General features: G+C 57.2%; 27 protein-coding genes and 2 tRNA genes. 18 read left to right on the top strand and 11 right to left on the bottom strand.

The genetic code is table 11. From position 1 onward, the window contains the following. Positions 1-218: 218 nt before the first annotated feature. Together HKD32_RS05265 and HKD32_RS05270 are read left to right on the top strand one after the other, a co-directional pair. On the top strand, positions 219-1,316 hold the full coding sequence (locus HKD32_RS05265; protein ID WP_061931855.1) for an HlyD family secretion protein: 1,098 nt from the start codon (positions 219-221) through the stop codon (positions 1,314-1,316). Next, positions 1,313-2,887: a DHA2 family efflux MFS transporter permease subunit gene (locus HKD32_RS05270; protein WP_023943943.1), complete on the top strand. Its 1,575-nt coding sequence runs from the start codon at positions 1,313-1,315 to the stop codon at positions 2,885-2,887. The genes HKD32_RS05265 and HKD32_RS05270 overlap by 4 nt, the downstream gene beginning before the upstream one ends. Here HKD32_RS05270 and HKD32_RS05275 read toward each other — a convergent pair. Continuing rightward, the gene (locus HKD32_RS05275) at positions 2,881-3,549 is read right to left on the bottom strand and encodes a TetR/AcrR family transcriptional regulator (protein ID WP_194257639.1); all 669 of its coding nucleotides are present in this window, start codon (positions 3,547-3,549) and stop codon (positions 2,881-2,883) included. The genes HKD32_RS05270 and HKD32_RS05275 overlap by 7 nt on opposite strands. A gap of 98 nt (positions 3,550-3,647) precedes the next feature. Between HKD32_RS05275 and HKD32_RS05280 the strand changes: the two genes are divergently transcribed. Further along, positions 3,648-5,225, top strand: coding sequence for an efflux transporter outer membrane subunit (locus HKD32_RS05280; RefSeq protein ID WP_194257640.1), 1,578 nt, complete (start codon positions 3,648-3,650; stop codon positions 5,223-5,225). A gap of 42 nt (positions 5,226-5,267) precedes the next feature. On the opposite strand, the gene fbaA is transcribed toward HKD32_RS05280, so the two are convergent. Further along, the gene (gene fbaA, locus HKD32_RS05285) at positions 5,268-6,341 is read right to left on the bottom strand and encodes a class II fructose-bisphosphate aldolase (protein ID WP_062017820.1); all 1,074 of its coding nucleotides are present in this window, start codon (positions 6,339-6,341) and stop codon (positions 5,268-5,270) included. Between the two features lie 163 nt (positions 6,342-6,504). Here fbaA and HKD32_RS05290 point away from each other — a divergent pair, with 163 nt between their 5' ends. The 6 genes from HKD32_RS05290 to rimI all read left to right on the top strand — a co-directional run bounded on the left by HKD32_RS05290 (position 6,505) and on the right by rimI (position 11,001). Then, a complete protein-coding gene (locus tag HKD32_RS05290) occupies positions 6,505-7,272 on the top strand; it encodes a response regulator (protein ID WP_023943939.1) in 768 nt (255 codons plus the stop codon). A 20-nt stretch (positions 7,273-7,292) separates the two neighbouring features. Further along, positions 7,293-8,645 carry an ATP-binding protein gene (locus tag HKD32_RS05295; RefSeq protein WP_194257741.1) on the top strand — a complete coding sequence of 451 codons (1,353 nt, stop codon included), beginning with the start codon at positions 7,293-7,295 and terminating at the stop codon, positions 8,643-8,645. A 96-nt stretch (positions 8,646-8,741) separates the two neighbouring features. After that, entirely contained in the window at positions 8,742-9,305 is a 564-nt protein-coding gene (locus HKD32_RS05300; protein ID WP_026017565.1) for a NifU family protein, read from the top strand. Between the two features lie 3 nt (positions 9,306-9,308). Then, positions 9,309-9,947, top strand: coding sequence for a malonic semialdehyde reductase (locus HKD32_RS05305; protein ID WP_194257641.1), 639 nt, complete (start codon positions 9,309-9,311; stop codon positions 9,945-9,947). Between the two features lie 5 nt (positions 9,948-9,952). Beyond that, a complete protein-coding gene (gene tsaB / locus HKD32_RS05310; protein ID WP_194257742.1) occupies positions 9,953-10,564 on the top strand; it encodes a tRNA (adenosine(37)-N6)-threonylcarbamoyltransferase complex dimerization subunit type 1 TsaB in 612 nt (203 codons plus the stop codon). After that, positions 10,561-11,001 carry a ribosomal protein S18-alanine N-acetyltransferase gene (gene rimI, locus HKD32_RS05315; RefSeq protein ID WP_194257642.1) on the top strand — a complete coding sequence of 147 codons (441 nt, stop codon included), beginning with the start codon at positions 10,561-10,563 and terminating at the stop codon, positions 10,999-11,001. Before tsaB ends, rimI begins: the two co-directional genes overlap by 4 nt. Here rimI and HKD32_RS05320 read toward each other — a convergent pair. After that, on the bottom strand, positions 10,991-11,233 hold the full coding sequence (locus HKD32_RS05320) for a sulfurtransferase TusA family protein (RefSeq protein ID WP_194257643.1): 243 nt from the start codon (positions 11,231-11,233) through the stop codon (positions 10,991-10,993). The genes rimI and HKD32_RS05320 overlap by 11 nt on opposite strands. An 86-nt stretch (positions 11,234-11,319) precedes the next feature. Between HKD32_RS05320 and HKD32_RS05325 the strand changes: the two genes are divergently transcribed. The 5 genes from HKD32_RS05325 to HKD32_RS05345 all read left to right on the top strand — a co-directional run bounded on the left by HKD32_RS05325 (position 11,320) and on the right by HKD32_RS05345 (position 15,454). Continuing rightward, positions 11,320-11,730, top strand: a complete 411-nt coding sequence (locus HKD32_RS05325; RefSeq protein ID WP_010503551.1) for a MucR family transcriptional regulator — start codon at positions 11,320-11,322, stop codon at positions 11,728-11,730. A gap of 100 nt (positions 11,731-11,830) precedes the next feature. Continuing rightward, positions 11,831-12,364 (top strand): Fur family transcriptional regulator, encoded by a 534-nt coding sequence (locus tag HKD32_RS05330; protein WP_010503553.1) that lies wholly within the window; start codon positions 11,831-11,833, stop codon positions 12,362-12,364. 74 nt (positions 12,365-12,438) lie between these two features. After that, positions 12,439-13,272 carry a GNAT family N-acetyltransferase gene (locus HKD32_RS05335; protein WP_026017567.1) on the top strand — a complete coding sequence of 278 codons (834 nt, stop codon included), beginning with the start codon at positions 12,439-12,441 and terminating at the stop codon, positions 13,270-13,272. A 53-nt stretch (positions 13,273-13,325) separates the two neighbouring features. After that, positions 13,326-14,831, top strand: a complete 1,506-nt coding sequence (lnt, locus tag HKD32_RS05340) for an apolipoprotein N-acyltransferase (protein WP_194257644.1) — start codon at positions 13,326-13,328, stop codon at positions 14,829-14,831. 92 nt (positions 14,832-14,923) lie between these two features. Further along, the gene (locus tag HKD32_RS05345; RefSeq protein ID WP_194257645.1) at positions 14,924-15,454 is read left to right on the top strand and encodes a helix-turn-helix domain-containing protein; all 531 of its coding nucleotides are present in this window, start codon (positions 14,924-14,926) and stop codon (positions 15,452-15,454) included. A gap of 16 nt (positions 15,455-15,470) precedes the next feature. Here HKD32_RS05345 and HKD32_RS05350 read toward each other — a convergent pair whose 3' ends face one another. After that, the gene (locus HKD32_RS05350; RefSeq protein WP_010503561.1) at positions 15,471-16,133 is read right to left on the bottom strand and encodes a protein-tyrosine phosphatase family protein; all 663 of its coding nucleotides are present in this window, start codon (positions 16,131-16,133) and stop codon (positions 15,471-15,473) included. Between the two features lie 107 nt (positions 16,134-16,240). Here HKD32_RS05350 and HKD32_RS05355 point away from each other — a divergent pair, with 107 nt between their 5' ends. Together HKD32_RS05355 and HKD32_RS05360 are read left to right on the top strand one after the other, a co-directional pair. Beyond that, a complete protein-coding gene (locus HKD32_RS05355; protein ID WP_061931878.1) occupies positions 16,241-16,609 on the top strand; it encodes a hypothetical protein in 369 nt (122 codons plus the stop codon). Positions 16,610-16,716: 107 nt separating this feature from the next. Further along, a complete protein-coding gene (locus tag HKD32_RS05360) occupies positions 16,717-18,246 on the top strand; it encodes a globin-coupled sensor protein (RefSeq protein ID WP_194257646.1) in 1,530 nt (509 codons plus the stop codon). On the opposite strand, the gene HKD32_RS05365 is transcribed toward HKD32_RS05360, so the two are convergent. Genes HKD32_RS05365 through HKD32_RS05375 form a run of 3 tightly spaced genes read right to left on the bottom strand, consistent with a single transcriptional unit; the run spans position 18,243 to position 20,054 of the window. Continuing rightward, entirely contained in the window at positions 18,243-18,422 is a 180-nt protein-coding gene (locus HKD32_RS05365; RefSeq protein ID WP_010503567.1) for a Trm112 family protein, read from the bottom strand. The genes HKD32_RS05360 and HKD32_RS05365 overlap by 4 nt on opposite strands. Positions 18,423-18,424: 2 nt before the next feature. Further along, positions 18,425-19,105, bottom strand: coding sequence for an LON peptidase substrate-binding domain-containing protein (locus HKD32_RS05370; RefSeq protein WP_034880691.1), 681 nt, complete (start codon positions 19,103-19,105; stop codon positions 18,425-18,427). Between the two features lie 4 nt (positions 19,106-19,109). Further along, positions 19,110-20,054, bottom strand: coding sequence for a tetratricopeptide repeat protein (locus HKD32_RS05375; RefSeq protein ID WP_194257647.1), 945 nt, complete (start codon positions 20,052-20,054; stop codon positions 19,110-19,112). Positions 20,055-20,270: 216 nt separating this feature from the next. Between HKD32_RS05375 and HKD32_RS05380 the strand changes: the two genes are divergently transcribed. Next, positions 20,271-20,345, top strand: a tRNA-Gly gene (locus tag HKD32_RS05380). 145 nt (positions 20,346-20,490) lie between these two features. On the opposite strand, the gene HKD32_RS05385 is transcribed toward HKD32_RS05380, so the two are convergent. The 4 genes from HKD32_RS05385 to HKD32_RS05400 all read right to left on the bottom strand — a co-directional run bounded on the left by HKD32_RS05385 (position 20,491) and on the right by HKD32_RS05400 (position 25,546). After that, positions 20,491-22,023, bottom strand: coding sequence for a carbohydrate porin (locus HKD32_RS05385; RefSeq protein ID WP_194257648.1), 1,533 nt, complete (start codon positions 22,021-22,023; stop codon positions 20,491-20,493). A gap of 190 nt (positions 22,024-22,213) precedes the next feature. Continuing rightward, the gene (ppa, locus tag HKD32_RS05390; RefSeq protein ID WP_010504179.1) at positions 22,214-22,735 is read right to left on the bottom strand and encodes an inorganic diphosphatase; all 522 of its coding nucleotides are present in this window, start codon (positions 22,733-22,735) and stop codon (positions 22,214-22,216) included. A 156-nt stretch (positions 22,736-22,891) separates the two neighbouring features. Further along, complete coding sequence (locus tag HKD32_RS05395) at positions 22,892-23,293, bottom strand: hypothetical protein (protein ID WP_010504177.1); 402 nt, start codon at positions 23,291-23,293, stop codon at positions 22,892-22,894. Positions 23,294-23,407: 114 nt separating this feature from the next. Continuing rightward, the gene (locus tag HKD32_RS05400) at positions 23,408-25,546 is read right to left on the bottom strand and encodes an FUSC family protein (protein WP_194257743.1); all 2,139 of its coding nucleotides are present in this window, start codon (positions 25,544-25,546) and stop codon (positions 23,408-23,410) included. Between the two features lie 220 nt (positions 25,547-25,766). Here HKD32_RS05400 and HKD32_RS05405 point away from each other — a divergent pair. Beyond that, positions 25,767-25,840: transfer RNA gene (locus tag HKD32_RS05405), tRNA-Ile, on the top strand. The last annotated feature ends 14 nt before the right edge of the window (positions 25,841-25,854 follow it).

A 25,854-nucleotide genomic window follows, 5' to 3' on the forward strand; every position in this document is an offset into this window, starting at 1 on the left:
CTGATCCTTTCTTGAAGAGCGAAAAATTTCTTTTTGTGAGGCTGCGACGAAAAAGAAAAAGCGTTCCCTCCAGAAAGGAAACGCATCAGTTTTTTCCGGCTTGAAGGCTGAGAGACGATATGTCATGGATGACCGAACCGATCGGTCAATGGGCCCGTTACAGGGTACTCTTCCAGCCGGTCACTTCGGACAGACCCGTTAAAGCGAGAGAGACGATAATGGCGCAAGGCGACCAGGCGCAGGCCGACCAGCAGTCCGGAGCGTCCGGAAAACCGCAGAAAAAGCGCAATCCACTTGTCAGGATTATTCTGATTCTGGTGGTTGTTCTGGTTCTGGTCGGAATTGGTCTCTACCTTTTCCTGACCCGCAATAATATTGAGACGGACGACGCCTATACGGCAGGCCGCAAGGTTGCCATTGCCCCGCATGTGAACGGGTATGTCACCCAGCTTCTGGTGAACGACAACCAGTATGTTCATCGTGGCGATCTGCTTCTGACCATCGATGACCGCGACTACGCGGCATCCCTGCATAAGGCTCAGGCAGCTATCCAGCAGGCCGAAGCCAACATGCAGGCCTATCAGTTGATGGTTGAGGTCGCGCACAAGAATTATCCCGGCCAACTTGTGACGGCACAGGGTAATCTTTCAGCAGCGCAGGCTCAGTTGACGAAAGCCGAAGCGGATTACAAGCGCCAGCGCAGCGTTGCCCGCGCGGCAACGTCCCAGCAGGATATCGACTATGCGCGTGCGGCTCTTGAAGAAGCCCGGGCCCGCGTGGTTCAGGCTCAGGGCCAGTTGACGCAGGCTGAGCCGGTCAAGGCTAATGTGGCGAATGCTGATGCTCACGTATCACAGGAGCAGGCCAATCTTAAGTCTGCCCAGGCGTCTCTGGAGCAGGCTGAGCTCAACATGGAATGGACGCAGGTTCGCGCGCCGAACGATGGCTGGGTATCCCAGCGTAGCGTCGAGCGTGGCAACTTCGTCCAGACCGGGCAGCAGATGTTCTCTATTGTTGAGCCGGAAGTCTGGGTTGTCGCCAACTACAAGGAAACGCAGCTGACGCATATGCGTCCGGGCCAGAAGGTGGATATCGAAGTCGATGCCTATCCGCAGCTCAAGCTTCAGGGCCATGTGGATTCCATTCAGCTTGGCTCGGGTGAATCCTTCAGCACGTTCCCGCCGGAAAATGCGACGGGTAACTTTGTGAAGACGGTTCAGCGTATTCCGGTGAAGATCCTGATCGACAGTGGTCTTGATCCTCATCTGCCGCTGGCTCTTGGTATGTCTGTTGTTCCCACGGTCTACGTAAAATGAGCGATACTGCCGGGCATCAGGACTGGAAACCCAGTCATAATCCGTGGCTTGTGGCCATTACGGTCACGCTGGCGGCCTTCATGGAGGTGCTGGACACCACCATCGTCAACGTGGCGCTGCCACACATCGCGGGATCGCTCGGCAGTTCCTATGACGATGCCACCTGGGCGCTGACGTCCTATCTGGTGGCAAACGGTATCGTTCTGACGATTTCCGGCTGGCTCTCCCGGCTGTTCGGGCGGAAACGATACTTCCTCATCTGTATCACCATGTTCACGGTGTCGTCCTTCCTGTGTGGATTGGCGACATCGCTGCCCATGCTCGTCGTTTTCCGTCTGATGCAGGGATTTTTTGGTGGCGGGCTACAGCCGAGCCAGCAGTCCATCATTCTGGATACCTTCCCGCCCGAAAAACGCGGCGCAGCGTTTGGCATGACGGCTATTGCGACCATCGTTGGTCCGGTTCTCGGTCCGATGTTGGGTGGCTATCTGACGGACAATTTCTCCTGGCGCTGGATTTTCTTCGTCAACGTTCCGTTCGGTATCCTGACGGTCATGGCGGTTACGGCTTTCGTGGAAGATCCGCCATGGGAGAAACAGAAGCGCGAGAAAATCGACGTGATTGGTATCAGTCTCATTACGCTGGGGCTGGGCTGTCTCGAAGTCATGGTCGATCGTGGCGAGGATGATGATTGGTTCGGATCGAACTTCATCATCACCATGGCTGTTCTGGGCGTGATCGGCGTTCTCGGTGCGATCGTCTGGCTTTGTTATGCCAAGGACCCGCTGGTGAAGTTGACGGTTTTGAAAGATCGTAACTTCGCGACAGGCATGTTCCTGATCTCGATGGTCGGTGCGACGCTTTATTCCTCTGCGATCATTGTTCCGCAGTTTGCGCAGCAGGTTCTGGGCTACACGGCGACAACGTCAGGGCTTCTGCTTGCACCGGGCGGCGTGGCGATCATTATTCTCATCCCCTTTGTGGGACGACTGATGAAGTTCATCCAGTTGCGTTATTTGATCGCATTTGGATTTTTCTTCATGGGCATGGCCATGTTCCAGGCGGCCAACCTGTATGCCGGGATTGATTTCAGACATCTGGTTTTCTATCGCATCACCCAGACGGCCTCACTCGCGTTCCTGTTCGTGCCGATCTCCACGATCGCCTATTCTACTCTGCCGCGAGAACTGAACTCGGACGCATCGGCGCTCTTCAGTATGGCGCGAAACTATGTGGGATCCATGGCCATTTCTCTGGCTACGGCGGCGATTATCGAGACTCGGCAGCGGCACCAGACCTATGTGACCGACAACATGACGCCGGGACGGCAGGAGTTTACGAACTACATCAATCAGGCGCAGGCCGTGGGGGAAGCGCATGGCCTCACACCTGCCGCCGCGCATACGTTTGCAATTCATCGCCTGTTTGCAGAGTTCACATCGCAGATCTCGATGCTGGCTTACAACGAAGTATTCCGCTGGATCGGTATCATCGCGATGTTCGTGGTTCCGCTTTGCTTCCTGCTGTCACCCAACAGCACGAAGAAAACGGAACCGGCTGGGGGTCACTGATGACGGTGACCGTACATTTTCATGAACGAATCTGCCGTCCTGCTCGCCAAAAGGCTGATCGCTTCCGGGCTGTCATCGACCTGCAGCATGAGGCGGCGGCGATGAACGATGCGTGCCTGACACAGGATCATGAGCTGTTCGGCGGCGAATTCAGGATCTTCGATGTGAAGCTCTCCCGCATCGCTGCGACGGCGGAGCCAGTCCGCCAGATTGTGCAGGGTGCGCCCGAAACCATAGCGCCAGAACGCATCGGCCAGATTGGGGAACTTTCCTGCCTCGCCAACAATGATGCGGTACAGGTCCATGGAAGTGGGGTTGAGCATCATCTTGATGGCGCTTTCCGTGAGACGCCGCAGGACAATGTGAACATTCTGTCCGTCTTCACGCGAGATGGCCTCGATGGCGGCAAGTTTAGTCTTGCTACGTTCTTCGAAAAACGCAGAAAACAGGGACGCCTTACCGTCAAAATGATTGTAAAGCGTGCCTTTCGAAACGCCAGCCTCTCTGGCAATCTGGGACATGGACGCGCCTTCGTATCCACTCGCCAGAAAAACCTTTTCCGCCCCCTGCAGGATCTGCTCGCGCTTGGCGCGCAACTGGCACACAGACGCGCTGGTTTCGTCAGGCGTGTTCTGGGTGCGGGGGACAGGGGTACTGGTCATGAGGGGACAGGGTCCTTTTGTGGTTCTTCTACCGTCTTCATTATGCTGACCGAACTGGTCGGTCACCGCAAGATCATTTCCGTATCAGGAGTTTCTTTGTGAGCGCAGCCTTTCTGTCCCGCGCGCTGCTGTCAGGCTGCGCCCTCGTCGCTTTGTCCGGTTGCCTGCGGGTTGGACCGGAATATCATGAACCACACCCCTGGTCCCCCGCGCATTATGCTGACCATACGGCTGGCGCGCCTGCGAGTGTGACAAGTGAAGCCCAGGCCGCCAGCAAGTGGTGGACGGTCTTCAACGATCCGGAACTGGCGTCTTTGGAAGACCGCCTGGTTCAGCAGAACCTGTCCTTCCGCCTTGCAACGGCCAACCTGGCTCAGAGCCGTGCACAGCTTCTGATGGCGGGTGCCGAGCGCTTTCCCGGGCTCAGTGCTTCTGGTTCCTATACCCGCAGCCAGTTCAGCACAAAGCAGATGCAGGAAATCATCAGCCGGGTAGGGGGCAGTATTGCCAAATCCGATAATGGGCTTCTTGGTGATCAGGGCAGTAGCATTTTAAGTGGTGCAGCCAGTGGTGCCACAATTCCGCTGCTCAATCAGTGGAAAACCTCCATTGATGCCAGCTACGAAATCGATCTCTGGGGCCGTGTCGCGCATCAGTATGATGCTGCGAAAGCAGATCTTCAGGCAACGGACGAGGAGCGCCGGTCAGTCCTGATTGCCCAGCAAGCCGATATGGCGCGCGGTTACATGGGTCTGCGGGGAGACCAGAAACGCCTCCAGGTGCTTCAGGATAACCTCGCAACGCTGAAGCAGATCGTGGATATTTCCCAGAGCCGCTATCGCAGCGGTCTGGTGACGGAAGTTGATGTGGATTCTGCACAGGCCCGTCAGCACGATACCGAAGCACAGTCCGCCCAGCTTCAGCAGAGTATCGCGCAGGAAGAGAATGCCTTGGCCCTTCTGCTCGGTGCGCCTCCGGGTAGCCTGAATGCAGAACTCGAGAAAAATGCCGGTATTCCGGTTGTGCCGCCGGTTGTGCCCGTTGGGCTTCCGTCCGAACTGGCACATCGCCGTCCCGACATCCGGGAAGCCGAAGCCAAACTGCGCGCGTCCGTAGCAGAAGTGGGTGAGGCTACAGCGGACTTCTATCCGAAAATCACTATCAATGCTGATTTCGGTTTCCAGACTCTGTCCTTCCGGGATCTCGGGTTCTGGAATGCCCGCGCTTGGAATGTGGGGCCATCCATTTCCCTGCCGATTTTCCAGGGTGGACGTCTGCGCGGCCAGTTGGAACTGAAGAAATATGCGCAGAAGGCTGCGGCAATTTCCTATCAGCAGACGGTCATTCAGGCCTGGCATGACGTTGATAATGCCCTGATTGCCTATCGTGACGAGCAGCTTCGTCATCAGGGTCTGGAGCGTGCGGTGAATGATAACCGCAAGGCGCTTCAGTTGGCCCAGAGCCAGTATCGCAGTGGCCTGACCAATTACCTGAATGTGCTGAATGCGCAGGGTCAGCTTCAGTCCGCCCAGATGAGCCTTGCCGAGAGCGATGCAACTGTCGCGACCAATCTGGCCCGTCTTTACAACGCTCTTGGCGGCGGCTGGGAAGATGTCGTTCCGGCATCGCAGGACGTCACCAGAACGAAGCTTGCTTCCGCAACACCGGGTCCCTGAGACCCGGCGCCAGAGTTTGGAGGGTTATCTCCCGGGGCTGTTTCAGCTTCGGGCGATGGATTTGCCCTTTGAGCCGAGGATTTCGAAAGCCTCGCCCATACGCTCCGTAACGGATTTTTCGCCTGCGCGGAGCCATTTGCGAGGATCGTAAAGGGACTTCATAGGCTTGTCTGTCGCGGGGTCGATCTGGTGCTGGAAGGCAACCGGATGCGCGCTGACATAAGAGCCGACGCCGTGAGCGAAAGCGAACTGGATATCTGTGTCCAGATTCATCTTGAAGGTGCCGTAAGCCACGGCATCCCGGATTTCTTCCAGACTGGAACCGGACCCGCCATGGAAGACCAGCGGTAGGGGCTTTGGCCCGCTTCCTGTGGCTTTCTGTACGGCATCCTGTGAATTCTTCAGGATTTCCGGACGGAGTTTGACGTTACCTGGCTTGTAAACGCCATGAACGTTGCCGAAAGACGCGGCGATGGAGACCATGCCAATAGGCGAGAGCAATTCCCAGGCTCTCAGCACGTCTTCCGGCTGGGTATAGAGATGCGCATTGTCCGCACCTTCCTCCAGATCATGGCCGACGCCATCTTCCTCGCCGCCCGTGACGCCCAGTTCGATTTCCAGGCCCATGCCAAGGGGTGCAAGGCGCGTCAGAAGTTTTTGGGAGAGAGCCAGATTGTCATCAAGCGTCTCGGCGGACAGGTCGAGCATATGGGATGAAAACAGTGGGCGACCCTGAGCCTTGAACTCGGCTTCGCTGAGGGTAATCAGGTCCTCAAGCCAGGGAATAAGCTTGCGATCAGCGTGATCGGTATGAAGAATGACGGCGACACCATATTCTTTCGCCAGAAGATGAACGTGATGCGCCATTGAGGCTGCACCAAGAACACGCGCGCGATGGGCATCCGGCAAGCCTTCGCCGGCGAAGAAGCGGGCCCCGCCATTCGAGACCTGAATGACGACATCGGACCTGTTGGCTGCGGCGGCTTCCAGAACGGCATTGACGCTGTTGGTTCCAACGACGTTAATGGCAGGAAGGGCATATCCGCCGTCCCTGCATGCCTGAAGAAGAGTTTTATAATCGGCGCCTGTTACGACGCCGGGAGAAACGCTTGTCATGAGAGACTCCGGTCGAATGGCAGGAACCCTGATTAGGCTGGCCCTGCGTTTCATGTATTGTAAGGCAGAAAAATCTTTCCGTCATGAGCGCTCAAGATAAGGGAACAGTTCCAGCCCAGATTTGTTGCTTGTAGTGTTTGCCCCGCTGAGATTATGGAAAAGTATGGTGCCAAATCTTTCAGACCCCGATCTTCCCGCTCGCATTCTCGTCGTTGAAGACGACGCAGGTATGCGTACCCTCATTTTGCGTGCATTGCAGGGCGGCGGTTTCCGCGCCCGTGGTGTCGCCAGTGGTGATGAGATGTGGGCCGCCCTTGAGGTGGCTCCGGTCGATCTCATTATTCTGGACATCATGCTCCCTGGTACGAACGGCATAGAGTTGTGCCGTGCGCTGCGTAGTGGCCAAGGGGCAAGTCATCCTGACGAGACGCCGCCGTCACAGGTTCCCATCATCATGGTGTCGGCCCGTGGTGAAGAGCGTGACCGTGTCATGGGGCTTGAGACCGGTGCAGACGATTATGTGCCCAAGCCTTTTGGTCAGCGTGAACTGCTGGCTCGTGTCCGTGCGGTTCTGCGACGAGGCACTCCCGGCACGACAGCACCGGAGAAGGTTCGGCGCGAAAAATTACAGTTTGCGGGCTGGACGCTCGATCTCCGTCGCCGTGAACTGACTGATCCAAGCGGTGCGACGGTCGATATCTCCGGAGCTGAACACGATCTTTTGACCAGCTTCCTCGACAATCCCCAGCGCGTCATTGCCCGTGATCGTCTGCTGGAACTGTCCCGTACCCGTCTGGGTGATGTCTCGGATCGCAGTATCGACGTTCTCGTCAGCCGTCTGCGCCGTAAGCTGGGTTCTGATGCGGACCAGCTTATCCGTACGGTAAGGGGGCTGGGCTATATCTTCGTGGCTGAGGTCGAACGGGTCTGAATATTCAGAATCGGATCCTGCTGTGGCCGCTGGGGCTGGTCGGGCGTGTCTGCGTCGTCCTGACCGTAGCGGTCACACTGGTGTTCCTCGCCAATGCCGTTTTTTATGGCGAGGCTGAAACCTACATTGTTGATGACGTGCGGATTGCACAGCTTGGAGAAGGGCTGAGCACCAATTTGCGTGTGCTGGCGGCTGCACCTGTTACGCAGCGCTCCTTTCTGGCAGTTATGCTTTCGGGCAGTGAACTGAGCGTTGCCTGGCAGCCCGCGACATCCATGCCGCGGTTGCCGGGACATCGACCGCAGGTCCTGCTGGACCTGACGAAGCGGCTGATCAAGGATGACCCCATCCTCGCTCAGGCCCAGCTTGATCTCTATACGCTGGGAAGCGGATCCCCTGACGTGCTGGGAACCGAGCGCCTTCCGGATGGAAGTTACATCCATTTCCGGGTTCCGGGGCTGCTGGGACGACATCATTTCACACGTGGTCTGGCCTCCGCCGCGATTGCAGCCTGTGCCGTGGCAATCGCGGCGACCATGCTCATTCGTGGCCTGAGTATGCCCTTGCGGGCTCTGGCATCCGTTGCGGACAAGATTGGTTCCAATGAAACCTGGGTGCCGCTTGCGGAGCGTGGTCCGAGGGAAGTTCGGGGTGTTGCGCGCGCCATCAACGCCATGCAGCGCCGTATTCAGAGCCTCATCAATGACCGGACACAGGCTCTGGCGGCCGTTTCTCACGATTTGCGAACACCTCTGACACGCCTTCGGCTTCGATGCGGTTTTCTGAACGATGGAGAGGCGCAGGCCGCCATCGAGTCGGATCTTGATGAGATGGAAGGGATGGTGAATGGCATTCTCGCGTATCTCGCAGGCGCGGATGATCCGGAAAAACCAAAGACCATCAATATTGTCGCTACGTTAACGACGCTCGTCGATGACCATGCCGATCATGGCAAGGATGCCCGCTACGAAGGCCCGGATCGGGCGCTGGTCCGCGTCCGCCCCCTGGCGATCAAGCGTGTTCTGTCCAACCTGATTGAGAACGCCCTGAATTACGGGGGAAATGTTCTGGCCACCCTGACTGTGCGGGAGGATGACTCCATAGAAATTGCCATTCAGGACAATGGTCCGGGTATTCCCGAAAGTGAATATGAGCGTGTTCTGACGCCGTTCTACCGTCTGGAAGGGTCCCGCTCTCGTCAGACGGGTGGGATCGGGCTGGGACTGGCCATTGTGACCCGCGAGATTGCCCGGGAAGGGGGCTATTTGCGTCTGGGTCGGGGTGATGCCGAGAAGGGGTATGGTGGGCTCTGTGCGACAATTGTTCTGCCGCCTGCCCGCAAGCCAACGATTGGCGAACGGCCACAGGTTTGAAGACCGGGAAGTGGGACTGGATTGGTCCAGACCCTTGCGCCGAGGGCTGAAGTGGCACATGTCAGGGACGGACTGGACACTGAGGACATGACGACGATGTTCATTGAAACCGAAGATACCCCGAATCCCGCTACGCTGAAGTTTCTTCCGGGACGCCCCGTAACCGGAGACTCGCGCACGGTCGATTTTGGAGAGGCCTCAGCTGCTGAAGGTCGTTCCGAGCTGGCTGAGACGCTTTTTGCTCTGCCGGACGTCAAGCGCGTCTTTCTGGGCAGCGATTTCGTTTCCATTACCAAGGCGCCCGACGTCAGCTGGGGAGACATGAAGCCGGTCGTGCTCAGCACGCTCACGACGTTCTTTGAGAGCGGCAAGGCTGTGCTTGCTGGCGGTGATGAAGCCCTGAAGTACGATGTTGCGCCAGAAGATGCTGACGTTGTGGTTCGGATCCGTGATCTGCTGGATACGCGTGTTCGTCCGGCTGTGGCTGGAGATGGTGGCGACATTGCTTTCCGGGGCTACAAGGACGGAATTGTTTACCTGACGATGCAGGGCGCCTGTTCCGGCTGTCCGTCTTCCCGCGCGACGCTGAAGCATGGTGTTGAGAACATGCTCCGTCATTATGTGCCGGAAGTGCAGTCTGTCGAGCAGGTCGAGGACTGATTTATGGACGACCAGACGTCTCTCCCCGTGACGGAGACCCCGTGTTCCGGCCCTGTGCCGGGCGCTGAGGTTCTGTTTACACAGGCCCGCACACCACGGGCTTTTTCCCCGCGGGCTGTTGGGGAAGACGTGTTGCGGCATTTGTACGATCTGGTGAAGCTGGGTCCGACATCTGGAAATTGCTCACCGGGACGGTTCGTGTTTCTGACGACGCAGGATGCCAAGGAGCGTTTGCGCCCTGCCTTGTCGCCCGGAAATGTTGAACGCGCCATGGCCGCTCCTGTTTTGGCTGTCGTGTGCCATGATCCGCTGTTCTTTGAAGCGCTCCCCCGGCTTGGAAGCGATGAAGGGCTGCGGGACTGGTTTGCGGCGGATGTTGGTCTGTCTGAAGAAACAGCGTTCCGGAATGGGACGCTGGAGGGCGGCTATCTCATTCTGGCGGCCCGGATGCTGGGGCTTGCGGCGATGCCAATGTCGGGATTTGATTCCTTCATGGTGGAAGATGCTTTGCTGACTGCTTCGGGGTGGCGGGCGAATTTCCTGATTGGCCTTGGTTATCTGGCAGAAAATGAGCCTCATCCGGATCATGCGGCACCTCGTGCTCCGCGTCTGGATTTTGGCGAGGCATGTCTGTGCCTGTGAGGACTGTGGTTTTCAACGGCGCAGGTGCAGGGACGGGAACGACCAATCTTATTGCTCTTGTTGAAGACGGACGTGTCGTTGCGGAAAAGCTTCTGACCGGACGAGGCGCATCCGAGCATTTTGCGCCTGCCCTGAGATCCCTTCTTGAAGACGGGCAGTGGGTCGAGGCTCCGGATGCGGTCGTTGCTGTGATAGGGCCAGGATCTTTTACGGGGTTGCGGGCGTCTCTGTCTTTGGCCGCAGGACTGGCCGCTGGGTGGAACTGTCCGACAATCGGCGTCACGTTGGGCGCTGCGATCCGGGCGACGCTTGGACGGCCGGATGTTGCCTGTGTCAGTCTCGCGCGGCGAGGGCGGTTCTTTGTTGACCCGCCGAGTGGAGATGTTTTCGCAATCTCGGCGGACGATCTGGATGAGACAGTGTTTTCTGCGATAGCGGGCGATGGACTTCAGGAGCGCTCTTCCTGGAAATGTCCCACGATCCCCTGTGTTGCTCCCGATGCGTCTGGAATTGTCCGTGCAGCGCAGGAGCAGACGGCTGGTCCTCTTGGCCCTCTTTATGTTGATCCTCCGGAAGCAAAGCCGCCTGCGGCTGGACTGCGCCCGCTTCCCCAATGACAACCGCAAAACCGGACCAGGTCTTTCAGGATCTGGGTGTGGAAGGCGCACCTTTGCTGGCGGCCTTGCATGAAGAAGCCTTTCAGGGCGGGGAAGTCTGGAGTGAGGCGGCGTTTGCCTCTTTGCTGTCCATCCCTGGCACTGAAGCGCTGGTTGTGGCTCTGGAAGGGCAACCTGCGGGCTTTATTCTGACCAGAACGCTTCTGGATGAAACAGAAATCCTGACACTCGCTGTCTCTCCCCGCTTTCAGCGACGGGGATTGGGACGTCAGTTGATCGAGAAAATCTTTCCAAAAGGTCAAATATTTCTTGAAGTATCCGTAAGTAACAGTGCGGCAAGGAGGCTTTATGAAGCCTGCGGATTTGCCCGGGCTGGCGTAAGACGTGGTTATTATCAGGATGGAAGTGATGCCATCGTCATGACCTCTAAGATTTGACAATCAGAAGACAATAAAAACCGCTATCTTCCTGAACGTGAGTTTCGTCTATTATCTGGTGTCCAAGTGCTCGAACGGCGGTGGAAACATTCCGCTTTGGTTCTTCGCCTTTGAGTAAAACCTTGAGTTTTTGGCCGGAAGTCATGGCGTCCAGACGGGTGCGGACATACACAGTCGTCATTGGACAACGCTTGTCTCTGATGTCGAGGGAAAATATTTCATATTCTGTCATGTCTCGTCTGCACCTTGTTTTTGCTTGATAGTAGTCAAAATTCACTGATAGAGAACTGCCCGTTTCCGGATGAAGGACTTTATATTATGTCGCAAGAGACAGCAGACCTTGATCTGCGCCACCTGACTGCGCAGATCGTTACCGCTTATGTATCCAGCCATGACATCGGAGCTGACGCGCTTCCGGGTCTTATTCGCTCGGTACATGATTCCCTTGCGAATGTTGATGTGCAGGAAGAAGTGCCGGCTGAGAAGCCAGTCCCGGCTGTGCCGCCTCGCAAGTCGGTATTCCCCGACTACATCATCTGCCTTGAAGACGGTAAGAAGCTGAAGCTGCTCCGTCGCCACCTCAAGACAGCTTACAACATGACGCCGCAGGAATACCGCGAGCGCTGGGGCCTGCCGCCGGAATATCCGATGGTTGCTCCAAACTACGCAAGCCACCGGTCTTCCCTGGCTCGCAAGATCGGCCTCGGCCGTCGTCGCGACGACGATTGATCATGTTTCCCGGCTTCCTGACCCTCATCCGCAGGAAGCCGGTATTTTTATTTGCATCTCTGATTGGACAAATGGTCCGTTTTTCGGCTAGGCCGCTGTTATGGTCGTAGATACGAAAGTCGCGGACAGACGCACCCGCACGCAAGGTCGGAAGCCAGCTGGTTCTGCCGTTGTGGATGATTCGCCCATTGCCCGCCTCTGTGTGGAGAATGGTCTGAAAATGACAGGACAGCGCAGGGTGATTGCCCATGTGTTGTCTGAAGCTGACGATCATCCGGACGTCGAAGAGCTATATCGCCGCGCATCGGCTATAGACAGCCGTATTTCCGTGGCCACGGTGTATCGCACCGTTCGTCTGCTGGAAGAAAAGGGCATCCTTGAGCGTCGTGATTTCGGCGGTGGGCGTGCCCGTTATGAAGCCAGCGACAGTGGCCACCATTATCATCTCATTGACGTAGATAGCGGCCGGGTCATCGAATTCGAAGATGACGAGCCCGTCCGTCTCCTGACGCAGATTGCACAGCGTCTTGGATTCGATCTCGTTTCTCACCGTATTGAGCTGTTCGGGCATCGTCTCGAAAAAGAGACCCCGAAGCGGCCGCTTCCCAAGAGCAGGAACAAGAGCGACACATGAGCACCAATTCGGCCGAGGATAAAAACTCAGCGCCAGGCCATTCGCTCGTCAGCAGTGAAGAAACGCTGAAGCAGATGGAGACTCTCTCCACGTTGGCCCTGAACCGCGATGGCGGCTTCCAGGAGCTTCGGGGTGGGTCTCTGGGAGTGCGGATTGCGGAGACCGAGGCCGAGCGTGATGCGGCTCAGGCGCTCCGTTACAAGGTCTTTTTTGAAGAGCTTGGTGCTCATCCCGACGAACGCACGTTCCGCACCAAGCGCGACGTGGACGAGTTTGACGAAGTTGCGGATCATCTTCTCGTCATCGATCACAGCATCGGATCGGGTGCAGAAGGAGTTGTGGGCACCTATCGTCTGCTCCGCTCTGATGCTGCCGAGAAGATTGGCCGTTTCTATACATCGTCCGAATATGACATCTCGAACCTGACGGAATTTCCGGGACGTTTGCTGGAAGTCGGGCGCTCCTGCGTCGCGCGGGAGCATCGTGGTCGGTCGGCCATGCAGCTTCTGTGGCGCGGCATTGCCTCCTATATCTTCCTGCATCGTATTGACGTTTTGTTTGGCTGTGGAAGTCTGCCGGGTACGGACCCGGATGCCGTGGCCGATCAGCTGACCTACATGCATCACAACCATCTGGCTCCGCCGGCGCTCCGTATCCGCGCCTTGCCGGATCGCTATGTGGAAATGCTGCGCGTCGATCCCCATACGCTGGATCACCGGGCATGCTTGAACAAGCTGCCGCCGCTTATCAAGGGATATCTCCGTCTGGGCGGATATGTGGGTGACGGTGCAGTGGTGGACGAGCAGTTCAACACGACGGATGTTGCCGTTCTGGTAAAAAGCGAGCTTCTGGCGGACAAGTACTACCGTCATTACGAGCGCCGCCTTCGGGACGCTCTCGACTCCTGACATCCCTGTAACGGTCGGGCTGACATAGCTCGGCCGTTTTTTTATTTTGATGGATGGTCGTCTTCATGACTTCGACGCTCCCTGTTCATGGCTGGCGGCTTGCTGGCCTGATGGTGCTGGCGGGGGCGTTTGCGGCCCTGTCTCTGCCGCCTGTCTGTGCGCTTTTCACGTTGCCTCTCGGGCTTCTGGTTCTGTACCGGGCCGCTGAGGATGCTGCGTCCTGGAAGGGCGCTGCTTTGTCTGGCTTCCTGTTCGGGATGGGGTTCCACACCGCCGGTCTGTACTGGCTGACAAACGCTATCCTGACACGCGTGCATGAATTCTGGTGGGTGGTTCCGTTTGCCTCCCCGGGTGTCTCCCTGATTATTGCTCCACTGATCGCGGTTCCGGCTGTTCTGTGCCGTCTGGTTCCGGCGGGCTGGAGGCGTGTGCTGATGTTCGGCGGGAGCTGGACCGCTGTGGATATGGGGCGTGTGCTGATCTTCTCCGGCTTTCCCTGGAACCCGCTGGGAAGCGATCTGGAACTTCCGGGGCGGTTTGGTGATGCGCTAATCCAGCCTGCTTCGGTTCTGGGTGTGGATGGTCTGACACTTGCGCTGGTTCTGGCCTCTCTTGCGATCTTCCGTGGTCGGAGAGCGGCATTGCTGGTTCTGGCTGGTGCTGTTCTCTGGGTCGGTGGGGGTTTCTGGCGGTTGTCGGTTTTGCAGCCGCTGCCGGTCATCAATCCGCGTGCTGTTCTGGTGCAGGGGAATGTTCCCGAGGCAGAAATTATTGACCACAAACAGAGTGTCGAGAATTTCCGTCGGTATGTCCGCATGACGGCGCAGGGCGTTCAGCAGGCTCGACTGATGGGAGACGACAGGCCGAGTGTTGTGATCTGGCCGGAATCAGGCTTTCCGGGCCTGCTGGATGAAGATGATCTTGCCCGGCAGATCATTGCACATGCTGCGGGTGGTGCTCCGGCCATGATTGGCTCTGACCGTGAAGAAAACGGTCACTGGTATAACAGTCTCGAAGTTGTGGACCAGGACGGGAAAATCGCTGCGATCTATGACAAGAGCCGTCTTGTGCCGTTTGGCGAATATCAGCCCTGGATTTTGCCCTTTAATATTCTGCCGGGTGTGTTGACGCCTGGGCCGGGACTGAAAACCTGGACCATGCCGGATATTGGCAAGGTGGGGCCGATGGTCTGCTATGAGATCATCTTCTCGGGCTCTGTTGTTGCGCCTCATGATCGGCCGGACTGGCTTGTCACCATTTCCAATGATGCCTGGTATGGAGACAGTGCGGGTCCACGCCAGCATTTGGCGACCGGGCGGATGCGGGCTGTTGAAGAGGGGCTTCCAGTTGTTTTCGCGAACAATACCGGCATTTCCGCAGTTTACGATGCAGCCGGGCGCGAGACAGCCAGACTGGGGTGGGGGAAGACGGATGTGCTGGTCAGCAATATTCCGTCTCCGCTGCCACCCACGCTCTTTTCCCGATATGGACGCGCAATTCCGCTCGGTCTGTCGATTGTCTGTGTTCTTCTGGCTTTCTGGCCGCGTCGGCGGGTTTAGAGGGCCTTGGTTGCAAAGCGTTAAAAAGGTTAATATTGACAATCTAGGGTTGTTCTATTTACCTTCTCTTTCTTGATTGGGAAGGGAACTACATGACAATCGGTCACGGTAAGGTCGAGCCGAAAAGTGCCGCCGCTGCTGGGCCAGTCGATGTGCATGTGGGGAACCGTATCCGTCTGCGACGGACCCTTCTTGGACTGTCGCAGGAGAAGCTTGGTGAGGCGCTTGGCCTGACCTTCCAGCAAATTCAGAAGTACGAGCGTGGCGCTAACCGTGTGGGTGCCAGCCGTTTATACGATCTGGCGCGTGTTCTGGACGTGCCAATCGGCTTTTTCTTTGATGACATGCAGGATGGTACCCCCAAACCTGCGGCGTCTCCCGCTCCTGCCTTTGCTGCCGGATTTGCGGAAACACAGGCGACATTTGGTGGTCCGCCTCCGAAGACTGCGACGCCCGTCCCGCCGCGTCTTTTTGACCTTCCGGTTGATGAAGCCGCGCTTTTCAGCCGTCGGGAGACGGTTGATCTTGTGAGGTCTTACTATCGCATTCCAGATCAGTCTGTCCGCAAGCGGATGCTGGATCTGATCCGGACGCTTGGCGCACCTGACGATAAAGCGGCCTGAAAGGGCCCCCGCCGGATTACTCCCGGCGGAGAATGCTGTCGTTCAGGAAAGACGAGATCTTTCCGGCTTTAAAATCCGCGCGGAGGCGATCTTCGTCATATTCTGTGCGGACCCAGTCCATGAAGGGCAGGCGGCCTTCAGCTTCGGCCCGATAGCGCAGGAAGAATGCGTCCAGAATACCGGTTCTGGAACGGTTGAAATGACCAAAGCGCCAGTGAAGCTGCTTCAGGGCGTCTGTCGCGGTTCCGCCTTCAAACATAGTGACCAGCCCTGAAGCCAGTCCTGCACGGTCTGCGCCGGACTTGCAGTGCATCAGCATGGGGAACTGAAGCGTCTGATACATGTCGTAAAAGCGCAGGATACGGTCCTTGTGTGGAGCCCCGCGGCTTTCAAAAGCCATATCCAGATGCGTCAGGCCAACCTGCTGACTGGCCCGGCGGGACAGTGCATCAGAACCGCATTTGCGATGTCCGCGCAGATTGACCAGCGTCTTCAGGTGCAGGCGATGGGTCAGCCTCCGCAGGCGAGAAGGGGTTGGGTGATTGCAGCGCCACACCTTGCCTGGAATGACCTCGGAAAGGTTCGTCCAGCCGAGGCGGAAAATGGAATGGTCCACGAACAGACTGTCCCACCAGGCGCGTCTCAGATCGGCGGCAGAGGTAATGCGGCCTTCAAACATGCAGGGTCTATCCTTGACTGTGGGCGCCGGGTGAAAGGCGTATGGCTGCGGTGTGTCCCATTCCAAACAGGGATGCGTCAACTCCGGAAAAATGCTAATACCGTGGCATGCGCTGGCTTTCTCTTTCCCTGACGTTGTCCTGCCTTTCACTGGGAGGATGTGGTGTTGGCTCCATGTTTGACGGTCCAGCCGCAGACATGACGGCGTTGCCGCCACCGGGGGCCGGTCCGGATCGGGGAGATCACCACAGGCGCCGCCCTCATCCGAGCGGTATGTCTTATGCGGATGATGCGCCGGTTATGCCCATGCCCCCTGGGGGCATGAGTGAGGATAGCCGTCCGCATGAGGCGAGTGGCCCTTCATCAGAAGGCGTCAGCTTTGGGGCTGGTGGCCCTGGAGGAAACACGGCGGACATTACGCCGCGGCCGGCGGTTCCAGACACGGAAGTCTCTTATGGGCAGAACAGTGGGAACTAGTTTTCTGCTGTGACCTCACCGGGTGTCTTCATGATTGCGTAACCTTTGGTGTGCTAGGGCGAAGCCAGTCCTTTTCCCCGGACCGAGCGACGCCTTGGAGATCAAATATGCCCGATCAGGTCGAGACAGATATTAGAGAACGTCTTGCTTTTCTGGGTATCGGCGCCGCGGAAAAAGCCCTGATCAACCGTATTGGCCAGCAGGTGAGGCAGACGCTTGGGCCTGCACTGGATCGGTTCTATCGTCGGGTTGATGAGACCCCGGCTCTGTCTCGGTTCTTTTCCAATCCGCTTCACCAGAAATCGGCCCGCACTCAGCAGGAGAAGCACTGGAGCCGTATTCTGGATGGCGATTTTGGGGCTGATTATGTTCAGAGCACGAAGGCCATCGGTAACACTCATGCGCGGATTGGGCTTGAGCCTCAATGGTATATTGGAAGTTACGGGTTGCTGCTTGAGGGGATTGTCTCGGGATTCCTGCGTGAAGCATGGCCGCAGCCACCACAGGGATTTTTCGATCGTCTTTTCCGAAAGGCCAAGCCCGTTCTGCCTGTTGAGGAGGCTACGCGCAGAGTAGGTCTGCTGATTAAAGCCGCGTTGCTGGATATGGAGCTGGGGCTTCAGACCTATACCCTGAATATGGATGATCAGGAGCGGTCAAGGGCTGAGAAAGAGCGGACTGAGAGTCTGACCGCTCTGTCTGAAGCTCTCGCCGATGCGCTTGAGCGGATGGCGAAAGGGGATCTGGTGCAGGAAATTGATCCGGATCTGGAAACCGAAACAACCCGGATGAGTGGTGCGTTCCAGAATGCCTGTGCTGGTCTGAGCCATATCGTTCATGCCGTGCGGTCTACATCCGGGGTGGTTGAACATCGTGCAAGAACACTGAGTAGTTCATCGGAAGATGTTGCCTGCCGGATTGCCGAACAGGTTCAGGCCCTGGGGACAGTTTCCCGCAACATTACAGAATTGACGGCCTCCGTGAAGGAGGTGGCTGAAGAAGCCCGACAGGCGGACGAAACAGTAGAGGCCTGTTGCAATGAAACCGGGCAGGGCGCGGAAATTGTTAATCGCACGGTTGAAGCGATGGCGAAAATTTCCGAGTCCTCGACTCAGATTGTGCAGATCATCAGTGTTATTGATGAAATCGCATTTCAGACAAATCTGCTTGCTTTGAATGCTGGCGTCGAAGCTGCAAGAGCGGGGGATGCTGGTCGTGGTTTTGCCGTCGTGGCTCAGGAAATTCGAGCTTTGGCTCAGAGATCGACAACGGCTGCACGTGAGATCAAGGAACTCATCAGCAGCAGCATGGAAGACGTCGAACGTGGTGTGAAAATGGTCGATGAAACTGGTGCGGCGCTCGGGAATATCACCACATCTGTCAGTCGTCTGGGAGAAGCTGTTGGGGAGATTGCGTCTGGTGCGGAGGAGCAGGCCTTAAGGATCATGGAGATCAACGCCAGTACAACCCAGCTTGAAGCTGTCACGAAGACCAATGCAGCCATCGTGCAGGAAATGAGCGGCTCCAGTCAGGAGTTGGTGGGGGATGCGGCAGAACTGATGAAGATCGTCATGAACTTCAAGGTTCGTGACGATCAATCTGCCTTGTCACAGTCCCGTACCGGTTTGACGTTTTAGTCTGAAAGATGACGTGCTTCTTCTGGAAGCATGATGGGGATGCCATCCCGAATTGGAAAAGCCAGCTTCGCGCGGGGGCTGATAAGCTCCTGTGTGTCCCGGTCATAGGTCAGGGGGCCTTTGGTTACCGGACAGACCAGAAGGGACAGGAGGCGGGGGTCAAGTTCAGCGTTCATGATTATTCCATGCCCTTTGCCAGAAGATCCAGCAAGACCCCTGCACGATCATCCAGTGTGCCTGCTTCAAGAAGCGCCTGTTTCTGTGTGGGGCTGAAAGGGACAAGCATGGGCAGGACAACAAGAAGCATCTCGTCATCCATCTCGTCAATCAGGGACCAGTCCGTCTGGAGTTCGTGGGCCGTCAGGTAGTCTTTCAGTCGGCTCAGAAGTCTGGAACGGTTGATGGGAGAGGGGTCACTCTCCACCAGGTCAGAGAAAAACGGAGAGGCGTCAATTGCCCCTTCGCGCCAGCCCCGGCGCGTCAGACCTTCCATCAGAAGCCGGAAACGGGTCACGCCCAGCAGGGTGACCGAGAATGTCCCGTCCGGGTGTTCCGTGAAACTGGTGATGCGCCCGAGGGTGCCAATATCGTGCAGGACGGGAAGAGGGTCTTCCTCGTCGTCTTCCTGCGGCTGGATCATCCCGATGAGCCGACGTTCGGCGAGCGCGTCCTCCAGCAGGGCAACGTAGCGCGGTTCAAAAACGGTCAGCGGGAGCTGCCCTCCCGGGAGCAGCATGGCTCCGGATACGGGAAAAAGCCCGACACGGGGAGGAAGATCGGCCAGCGTCAGGTCCATCAGGGCCGGAACCCTGCGGGGAATGTCGCTGAGATCTACGAATGTATCAGGCGTTCGGGTCATAGGCTCACGAGAACAGGAGGGAGGAGAGTTTGCGGCGTGCGGACAGGGTTATGGGATCGGTATGGCCCCAGGCTTCAAAGAAACGCAGGAGTTCGGTCTTTGCGGCGCCCTCGTTCCAGTCGCGGTCCTTGCGAATGATCTCGAGGAGAAGATCAGCGGCTTCAGCTCGTTGACCGGAAGCGTTCATGGCAGCGGCCAGTTTCAAAGCAATATCGAAGTTTGACGGATCAGCTTCGGCCTGTTGGCGCAGAGTGTCCAGTTCAGATGCAGCTTTGGCCCCTTCTTTCTTGAGCGCCAGAGCCGCGCGGGCTCCTGTGATTTCTGGGTGCGCGTCCAGCTTTGCCGGAACCTGACCGGAGGCTTCTTCCGCTCCTTCAATTTCATCCAGAGCCAGAAGCGAACGCAGAAGGCCGCCCCAGGCTTCCGGGTTTTCCGGCTCAACGTCCAGAAGCTGTGCATAGAGTTCCACAGCTTCAGCTGGTAGGTTTTCAGTCAGTGCTTTCTTGGCTTCTGCAAGAAGATCGGCGGACGGCATTGTGCCCCCCGTTGTCTTCAGCAAGGCTTCAACAAAACGACGGATCTCTCCTTCAGACTGCACGCCCTGGAAAAGATCGAGGACCTGCCCTTTCCAGAACGCGACGACGAGGGGAATCGACTGCAGGGGGAGACCCATCTGGGCAAGTTGGGCTGCGAGAGATTTGTTGGCCTCGACATCTACTTTGACAAGGCGGACACGCCCTGCCGCAGCGCGGATGACTTTTTCAAGAACAGGGGTGAGCTGCTTGCAGGGGCCACACCAGGGAGCCCAAAAATCCACCAGAATGGGTGTTTGCTGGCTGGCTTCGACCACATCAGCCATGAAAGTCGTCTGGTCAGCGTCAATGATAGGGGAGGTGGCTCCCTGTGATGGAGACTGGCCGATCAGATGTTCGTCAAAAGTGCTGCTCATGAAAAGGAGGCCATCCTGCTGGAGAAATCCGGTTTTCCGAAAGATCGGGGTTGATGGGGATCAGTGCAAGAGGACTTTGGGCTGAGGGAAGCTGGAATAGCTCAGGAAAAGGCAAGGGATCCCCATGGAATCGGAAGAAATGGAAAATTAATCTGCCTGATGTGTTTTCCCTCTTGCGCAGGTTTCGAAGTTCGGTAATAACACCGCCCACGGAACGCGGGTGTAGCTCAGGGGTAGAGCACAACCTTGCCAAGGTTGGGGTCGTGGGTTCGAATCCCATCACCCGCTCCAGATTGAAAAAGACGCCTTCGGGCGTCTTTTTTCGTTTTCGGATATGATTTTATTTCCTGAAAATCATTCCAGTCAGGTTCAAAAAAAACGGCCAGTCAGGATAACCTGCTGGCCGCTGTTTCTGATCTGCGGAAAGCGCTTGGGTTTAGAAGAACTGGATGTGGCTCTTGAAGCCAAGCATGGCTGCGTCATGCAGGGCGGCCTGGCCACCTGGGCGGAAGTAGTACTGGAAGTCAGGCGCGAACGTCACGCCGCGCATTACATGGATACGGTAGTTCGCTTCAAGCACTTCGCCGTAGTTCTGGATGCCGTAGGACCCGTTCATGAGAGACATGCCGCGGGCAAGTTGCAGGCGCTGCGTGTCTGAAACGCTGCCAGCAACGCGAACATAGGTAAAGTTCACGCCGATGCCGTCCAGGGGACGAGCCTTCCAGAAGCCACTGTCCACAAACCCGATTTCATACTGCTGGGCACGGGTCTGCGTGCGGGGGCTGTTGGCATAGAAACCGGCAAGAACGATCAGGCCTGCATCCGGATTGCCCGGGGTATGGTGACGCAGCACCATCTGGTCCACCAGTGCCCATGCAGCCCAGGAGTAGTTTACCGTTCTCTGTGGCAGGCCTGTTATGACAAACGGATTGCCGTTGGCGTCATAGTAGTTGTCCTTGTGAGGAGCGTTGTCGATCGCGTAGCCGACCTTGTAGTGGCCGGGCAGGTGATCTTTGCCAAACAGCGGTTCCCAGCCTGCTTCAACTGGTACGGCCTGACCGTTGATGTCGGCGCCGTTGAACTTGAAGCCTGTCCGGTACTGGACGTTGTTGTAGATGCCGGCCTGCGCGAAATACACACCCGTTTGGATATAGGTACTTTTGGTTGGGCGGACACGGATACGCGCTGCCCAGACCGCGTCTGGGTAAGACGAGTGGGTCGTATTGTCAGACGATGCCTTGGGGTTACCGCAGAAGGCATTGTTCTGGAAATTACAGTACAGCGGGTTGGCGGAGAAGTCGTTCAGGAACGGAATACGGCCTGCTGCAACGTCGAAATGGCCGTTTCCGAGTGTTTCTTCGCCGTATGCGTAAACAAGGTGGATCACCACGTTGCCGCCAGCACCGTAGATTTCGGAACTGGGGTTGAGGTTGTCACCGAACATGCGGCTGGCCGGAATACCGTAACGGCCGACAACGACAGCATGGGTTGAAAAGCCACGGATACCGGCGAGCTTTTCCCAGTCGATGTCGTTTTCAAGGCTGTACTGACCAGCATTGCTGCTGCCCTGGCGCAGTCCATAGCCAGGTGTTGGCTTGGTAATGGCGCCAGTATATTCGTTTGTATTGTCCATCATCAGCGCAATACCACGATCACGCAGCCACTTGTTCCAGCCGAAAGGGTTGGTCAACAGCGCTTCAGGCTTGGGAAGCGGCGGAACCTGTTCCTTGTCGAAGGACAGAATGGTGAGTGGTGTATTAACGCGGACGCTGGGGTTTTCCGAGTTCTGATCCGGCCAGTCCATGACTGTGATAGGCGCGAGGACGTGGACTGTCGTGACCTTCTTGCCAGGGGCTGACTGGACAACGGTCGTGACAGGGGCCGGGGCCTTGGCCGCACTTTCAGCGGCGGCGATGGCGGGCGTGAGCGAAACCGCACAGGCTGCGGCATAGAGATGCAGGCGAGACAAGTCTCTTATCCTCGGGTATCAGGTTGCGAGATCTTCGTAACACTTTATCGGGGATAAAGAACAGTGATTATGAGATAAAAATCTCAAAAATCACGTTCATATGATACGAGCTGTGCTTTTTAAGGAACAGATACAGCTTGTACAAGAAAAAAGAGTTTGTGATCCGTATAAAACGGATCACAAACACGTATTACTTTGCAGCGGCCAGTGCTGCTTCGATCACTTTACCAGCTTCTTCCTTGCCGGCCCAACCCGTCACCTTGACCCACTTGTTCGGCTCAAGATCCTTGTAACGCTCGAAGAAGTGTTCGATGGCTTTGCGGGTGATTTCCGGCAGATCGTCGATGGACTTTACGTCTGTGAACTGCGGGTGGATTTTGTCGTGCGGAACACAGATGATTTTCTCATCCTGGCCGCTTTCATCTTCCATCTTCAGCATGCCGATCGGGCGTGCACGAATGACGGCACCCGGAACAACGGCGGCCGGAGCCAGCACGAGGGCGTCAGCAGGATCGCCGTCAGCGGCGAGTGTGCCCGGAATAAAGCCGTAGGCGGCCGGATAGGCCATGGGGGTGAACAGGAAACGGTCTACGAAGATCGCACCGCTTTCCTTGTCCACTTCGTACTTGACCTGGGACCCCTGCGGGATCTCGATGACTACGTTAATGTCGTTCGGCACATCCTTGCCGGGCGAGATCTTGGAAACGTCCATGATGTTCATGTCCTGAACTGGTTTTAAGACGAACGAACATTAACGGTCCTTCAGCTTTCTGCCCAGTGCGGAAGAAAAACACCCGGAAACGCAGAACGCCCCGGCGTAGGTCCGGGGCGTTCATACGGAAAGCCAATGATCAGAAGATCAGTGGGCTCAGAGAAGTGGCTGGGCGGCCTTCAGCGCATTGTGGCAGGCTGCGCGGCGGTCATCTTCATTGGTATAAGCCACGAGATAATAGCGCTTGCCGTTGCTGTTGAAATAACCAGCCGTGCCAAGAGCGTAGTCGTCATTGCCGACTGTCTGTTCGGTAGCCTTGTACTTCTCGCTCAGGCCATACAGAGCCGGATTGCCTTCGTCGTAGGACAGATACTGCAGCTCGATGCAGTAGTTCATGATTCCTGCGAGGTTAGCGGGAGAAACGCCTGTAAAATCCTTGCCTGGCGTGCCCTGAACGGCTGGCGGCGGCGGCGGTGACTGTTCCTGTGCCAGAGCGGCCGACGAAACCATACCGAGGCCAACTACGAGGCCAAGAGCGGGCACGATACGACGAAACATGGACGGTATCCTTTCTGAGACCCTGTCTTCCGCGGCACCCCGCGGTTGAAACGGAACACTTCTCCCGTTTGCGTGAAAAGAAAAGTCCGTTGCAGAACATTTCTTCGTGAGCATTCAAAAGGTGGGGTCAAGATAAGGAGAGCGGGCATCGAAGAAGACACGGTTTGTGGTCAGCTCGGTGGAAATCACATCCAGCGCTGTCAGGGCGGCGATCAGAATAAATCGCTGTCTGGGACGCGATTCGGTTGTTTCACAGTCTCTGAGGCGCTGGATGGCCAGCAGGGTGGCACGCAGGGTTCGGCCATAATGGCCGTGATACCGGCCGCTGAAATGGCTCATGCGGGCCAGAACGAGGTTCAGAGCCTGATGGGCGCGTGGACTCAGGGCAGCATCATGGCTGATGGCCCGCAGACGCAGTAGGTTCAGCATGACACGCATGGCGGACAGGATGCCTTGCAGGTAGGCATGAACGACGGGAGAGGGAGTGTCTGCCGAGTTGGTCATGAGACGGACGAAACGGTCTACGTTGCGGGAGACGATCACATCCAGTGTGGTGTCGTTTTTCCCGTCTGCGATGTGATGCAGATCCCGGAGAATGTTTTCCCGCATGGTCCAGCGCTGATGGGCCGGATCGTAGGGCAGGAACACGCGATACATCCATGTTGTGTAGAGCAGACCCAGAACAAGCGGCAGGGCGGTATTGAAATAGACGATCTCGTCCGTTCGTCCTTGGTTCGAGGGGCCAAGCATGATGGGCAGGAACAGATTGTACGACACGGCCGGAAGCGTCAGGGGAGGATAAGCGAAAGCGAGTCCGCCCAGCATCATGGCGACGCCGGACCACATGCCTAACATCTCAAAGGTGGTAGGTTTGCCGAGCAGGAGCAGGTCGAGAACGCCACCGGCAAGAACCGCACAGCAGGCGCCGTGCAGAAAAGCCTGTGTGGCCAGGGCTGGTCTTTCGAGTGTGGAAAACAGACTGCATGCGATTGCGACGAACATGATGAATGTCAGGCCGCTGGGCCACGCCGTCGCAATCCAGATCACGCCGGCTCCGAAGACCGTCACGGAGGAGCGCAGGCTGTTGACGATGGCCTGTCGCCAGTCCCGGTAGGATCGAATGGGTTCATGGAAATGATCGTGCGGCTTTGGATTTCTGCTGGCTTCGAACTGACGAAGGGCCATACGCAGAGCGTCGATCAGTTCCACGAGGGCCTGTTGCAACATGCCGTGGCGTAACATGGTTGCGCGATCATCTGCTCCCGGGAGGTTCGTTCCGAAATACTGGACAACGCGGTGGCGGCAGTCCCGGCGGAGGCTTCGCAGGTCATCCAGGATCGCTTCCATGGGTTCGGCTCTTTCAAGCCTGTCGGGAAGGGTCAGAAACATCTCCCGGATGCACTCTGCCTGTTCAAGAAAAGCATCATCCTGACTAAGGGGCAGGCGCATGAGCGTGGCCAGATCGAGTGCTCTGGCCAGCAGAACAGCAATGTCCGCCAGTGCAGCGCGGGTGTGATCGCCTGCGTGATCCTGACGGCCCAGTTCGACTTCCGCAAACTCGACCTGATCTCCGAGGGTTGTGATACGGGTGAAGACCGGCTGCATGGTTTCCAGCGCATCGACCTTCCCGATGAGAATATCGGCGATTGTGAGCAGGGCTGGTTTGAGCGTGTCTTTGAACGTGCTGGAGAGTTGCTGGCGGGTTCGCTTTGTCAGGCCGAGTTGGAAAAGCCCGGAGACAGAGGCCTCAAGAACAATGCCCAGCACAATATAGGTCGCGCGGGACATGGCGATTTCGAAAATGTGGTGAGGGTCGGCGATTCCATCCAGCGAAACGATGGCGTAGGTGAAGCCGGTCGCGCGCATGCCGTGGATGCGGTAATTGGTCATGGAGGCCGGGCCGGGCATAAAGGTCCCGATCAGGCAGAACAGGCCGATTCCCGCTGCCAGAAGCAGAATGAACATCAGTGGCGCCTGTGGGCAGGCCGCAACGAGGGCCACCCCCGAGATCACGCCCAGAACCATGCCGAACAGATGCCACTTTGCCTTGGCCAAACTTCGCCCGCGCGTGCCTTGTGCCACCATCCAGACGGTCAGGGCGGCCCATTGGGGGCTGCCGAGTTCCATCTTCAGCGCGATTCCCAGTGCGAGCAGGGATGTCAGGGTTGTTCGGAGGGCGTATCCGGCCATGACCGGATCGGGAGCGTAGAGCCAGCGCAGCTTGAGCAGAAGCGGCGCCGGGCTGGCGGATATCACCGGTTTTGCCAGCGGGCAAAAGGATGTCGGGTGTCTTCCATGATGTCTTCCCCCAGAGCAATGCAGGCCGGCAGGTGCCATCTCGAAACGGCGGCAGCGGCTCTGGAAAGTCCTGTCGGAGGCGGGAAGGCGTTAGACACATAATGCAAAAAAAGACATTTCGCCATGTCAGGCCTTGCAAAAATGCGTCAGGTAAGCGATTTCGTGCAGCAACCGCGCGCCTGTAGCTCAATTGGTTAGAGCCGGCCGCTCATAACGGCTTGGTTGGGGGTTCGAGTCCCTCCGGGCGCACGGTGTTTTATTCT

The organism is Gluconobacter japonicus (assembly GCF_015244665.1).
Lineage (GTDB): Bacteria > Pseudomonadota > Alphaproteobacteria > Acetobacterales > Acetobacteraceae > Gluconobacter > Gluconobacter japonicus.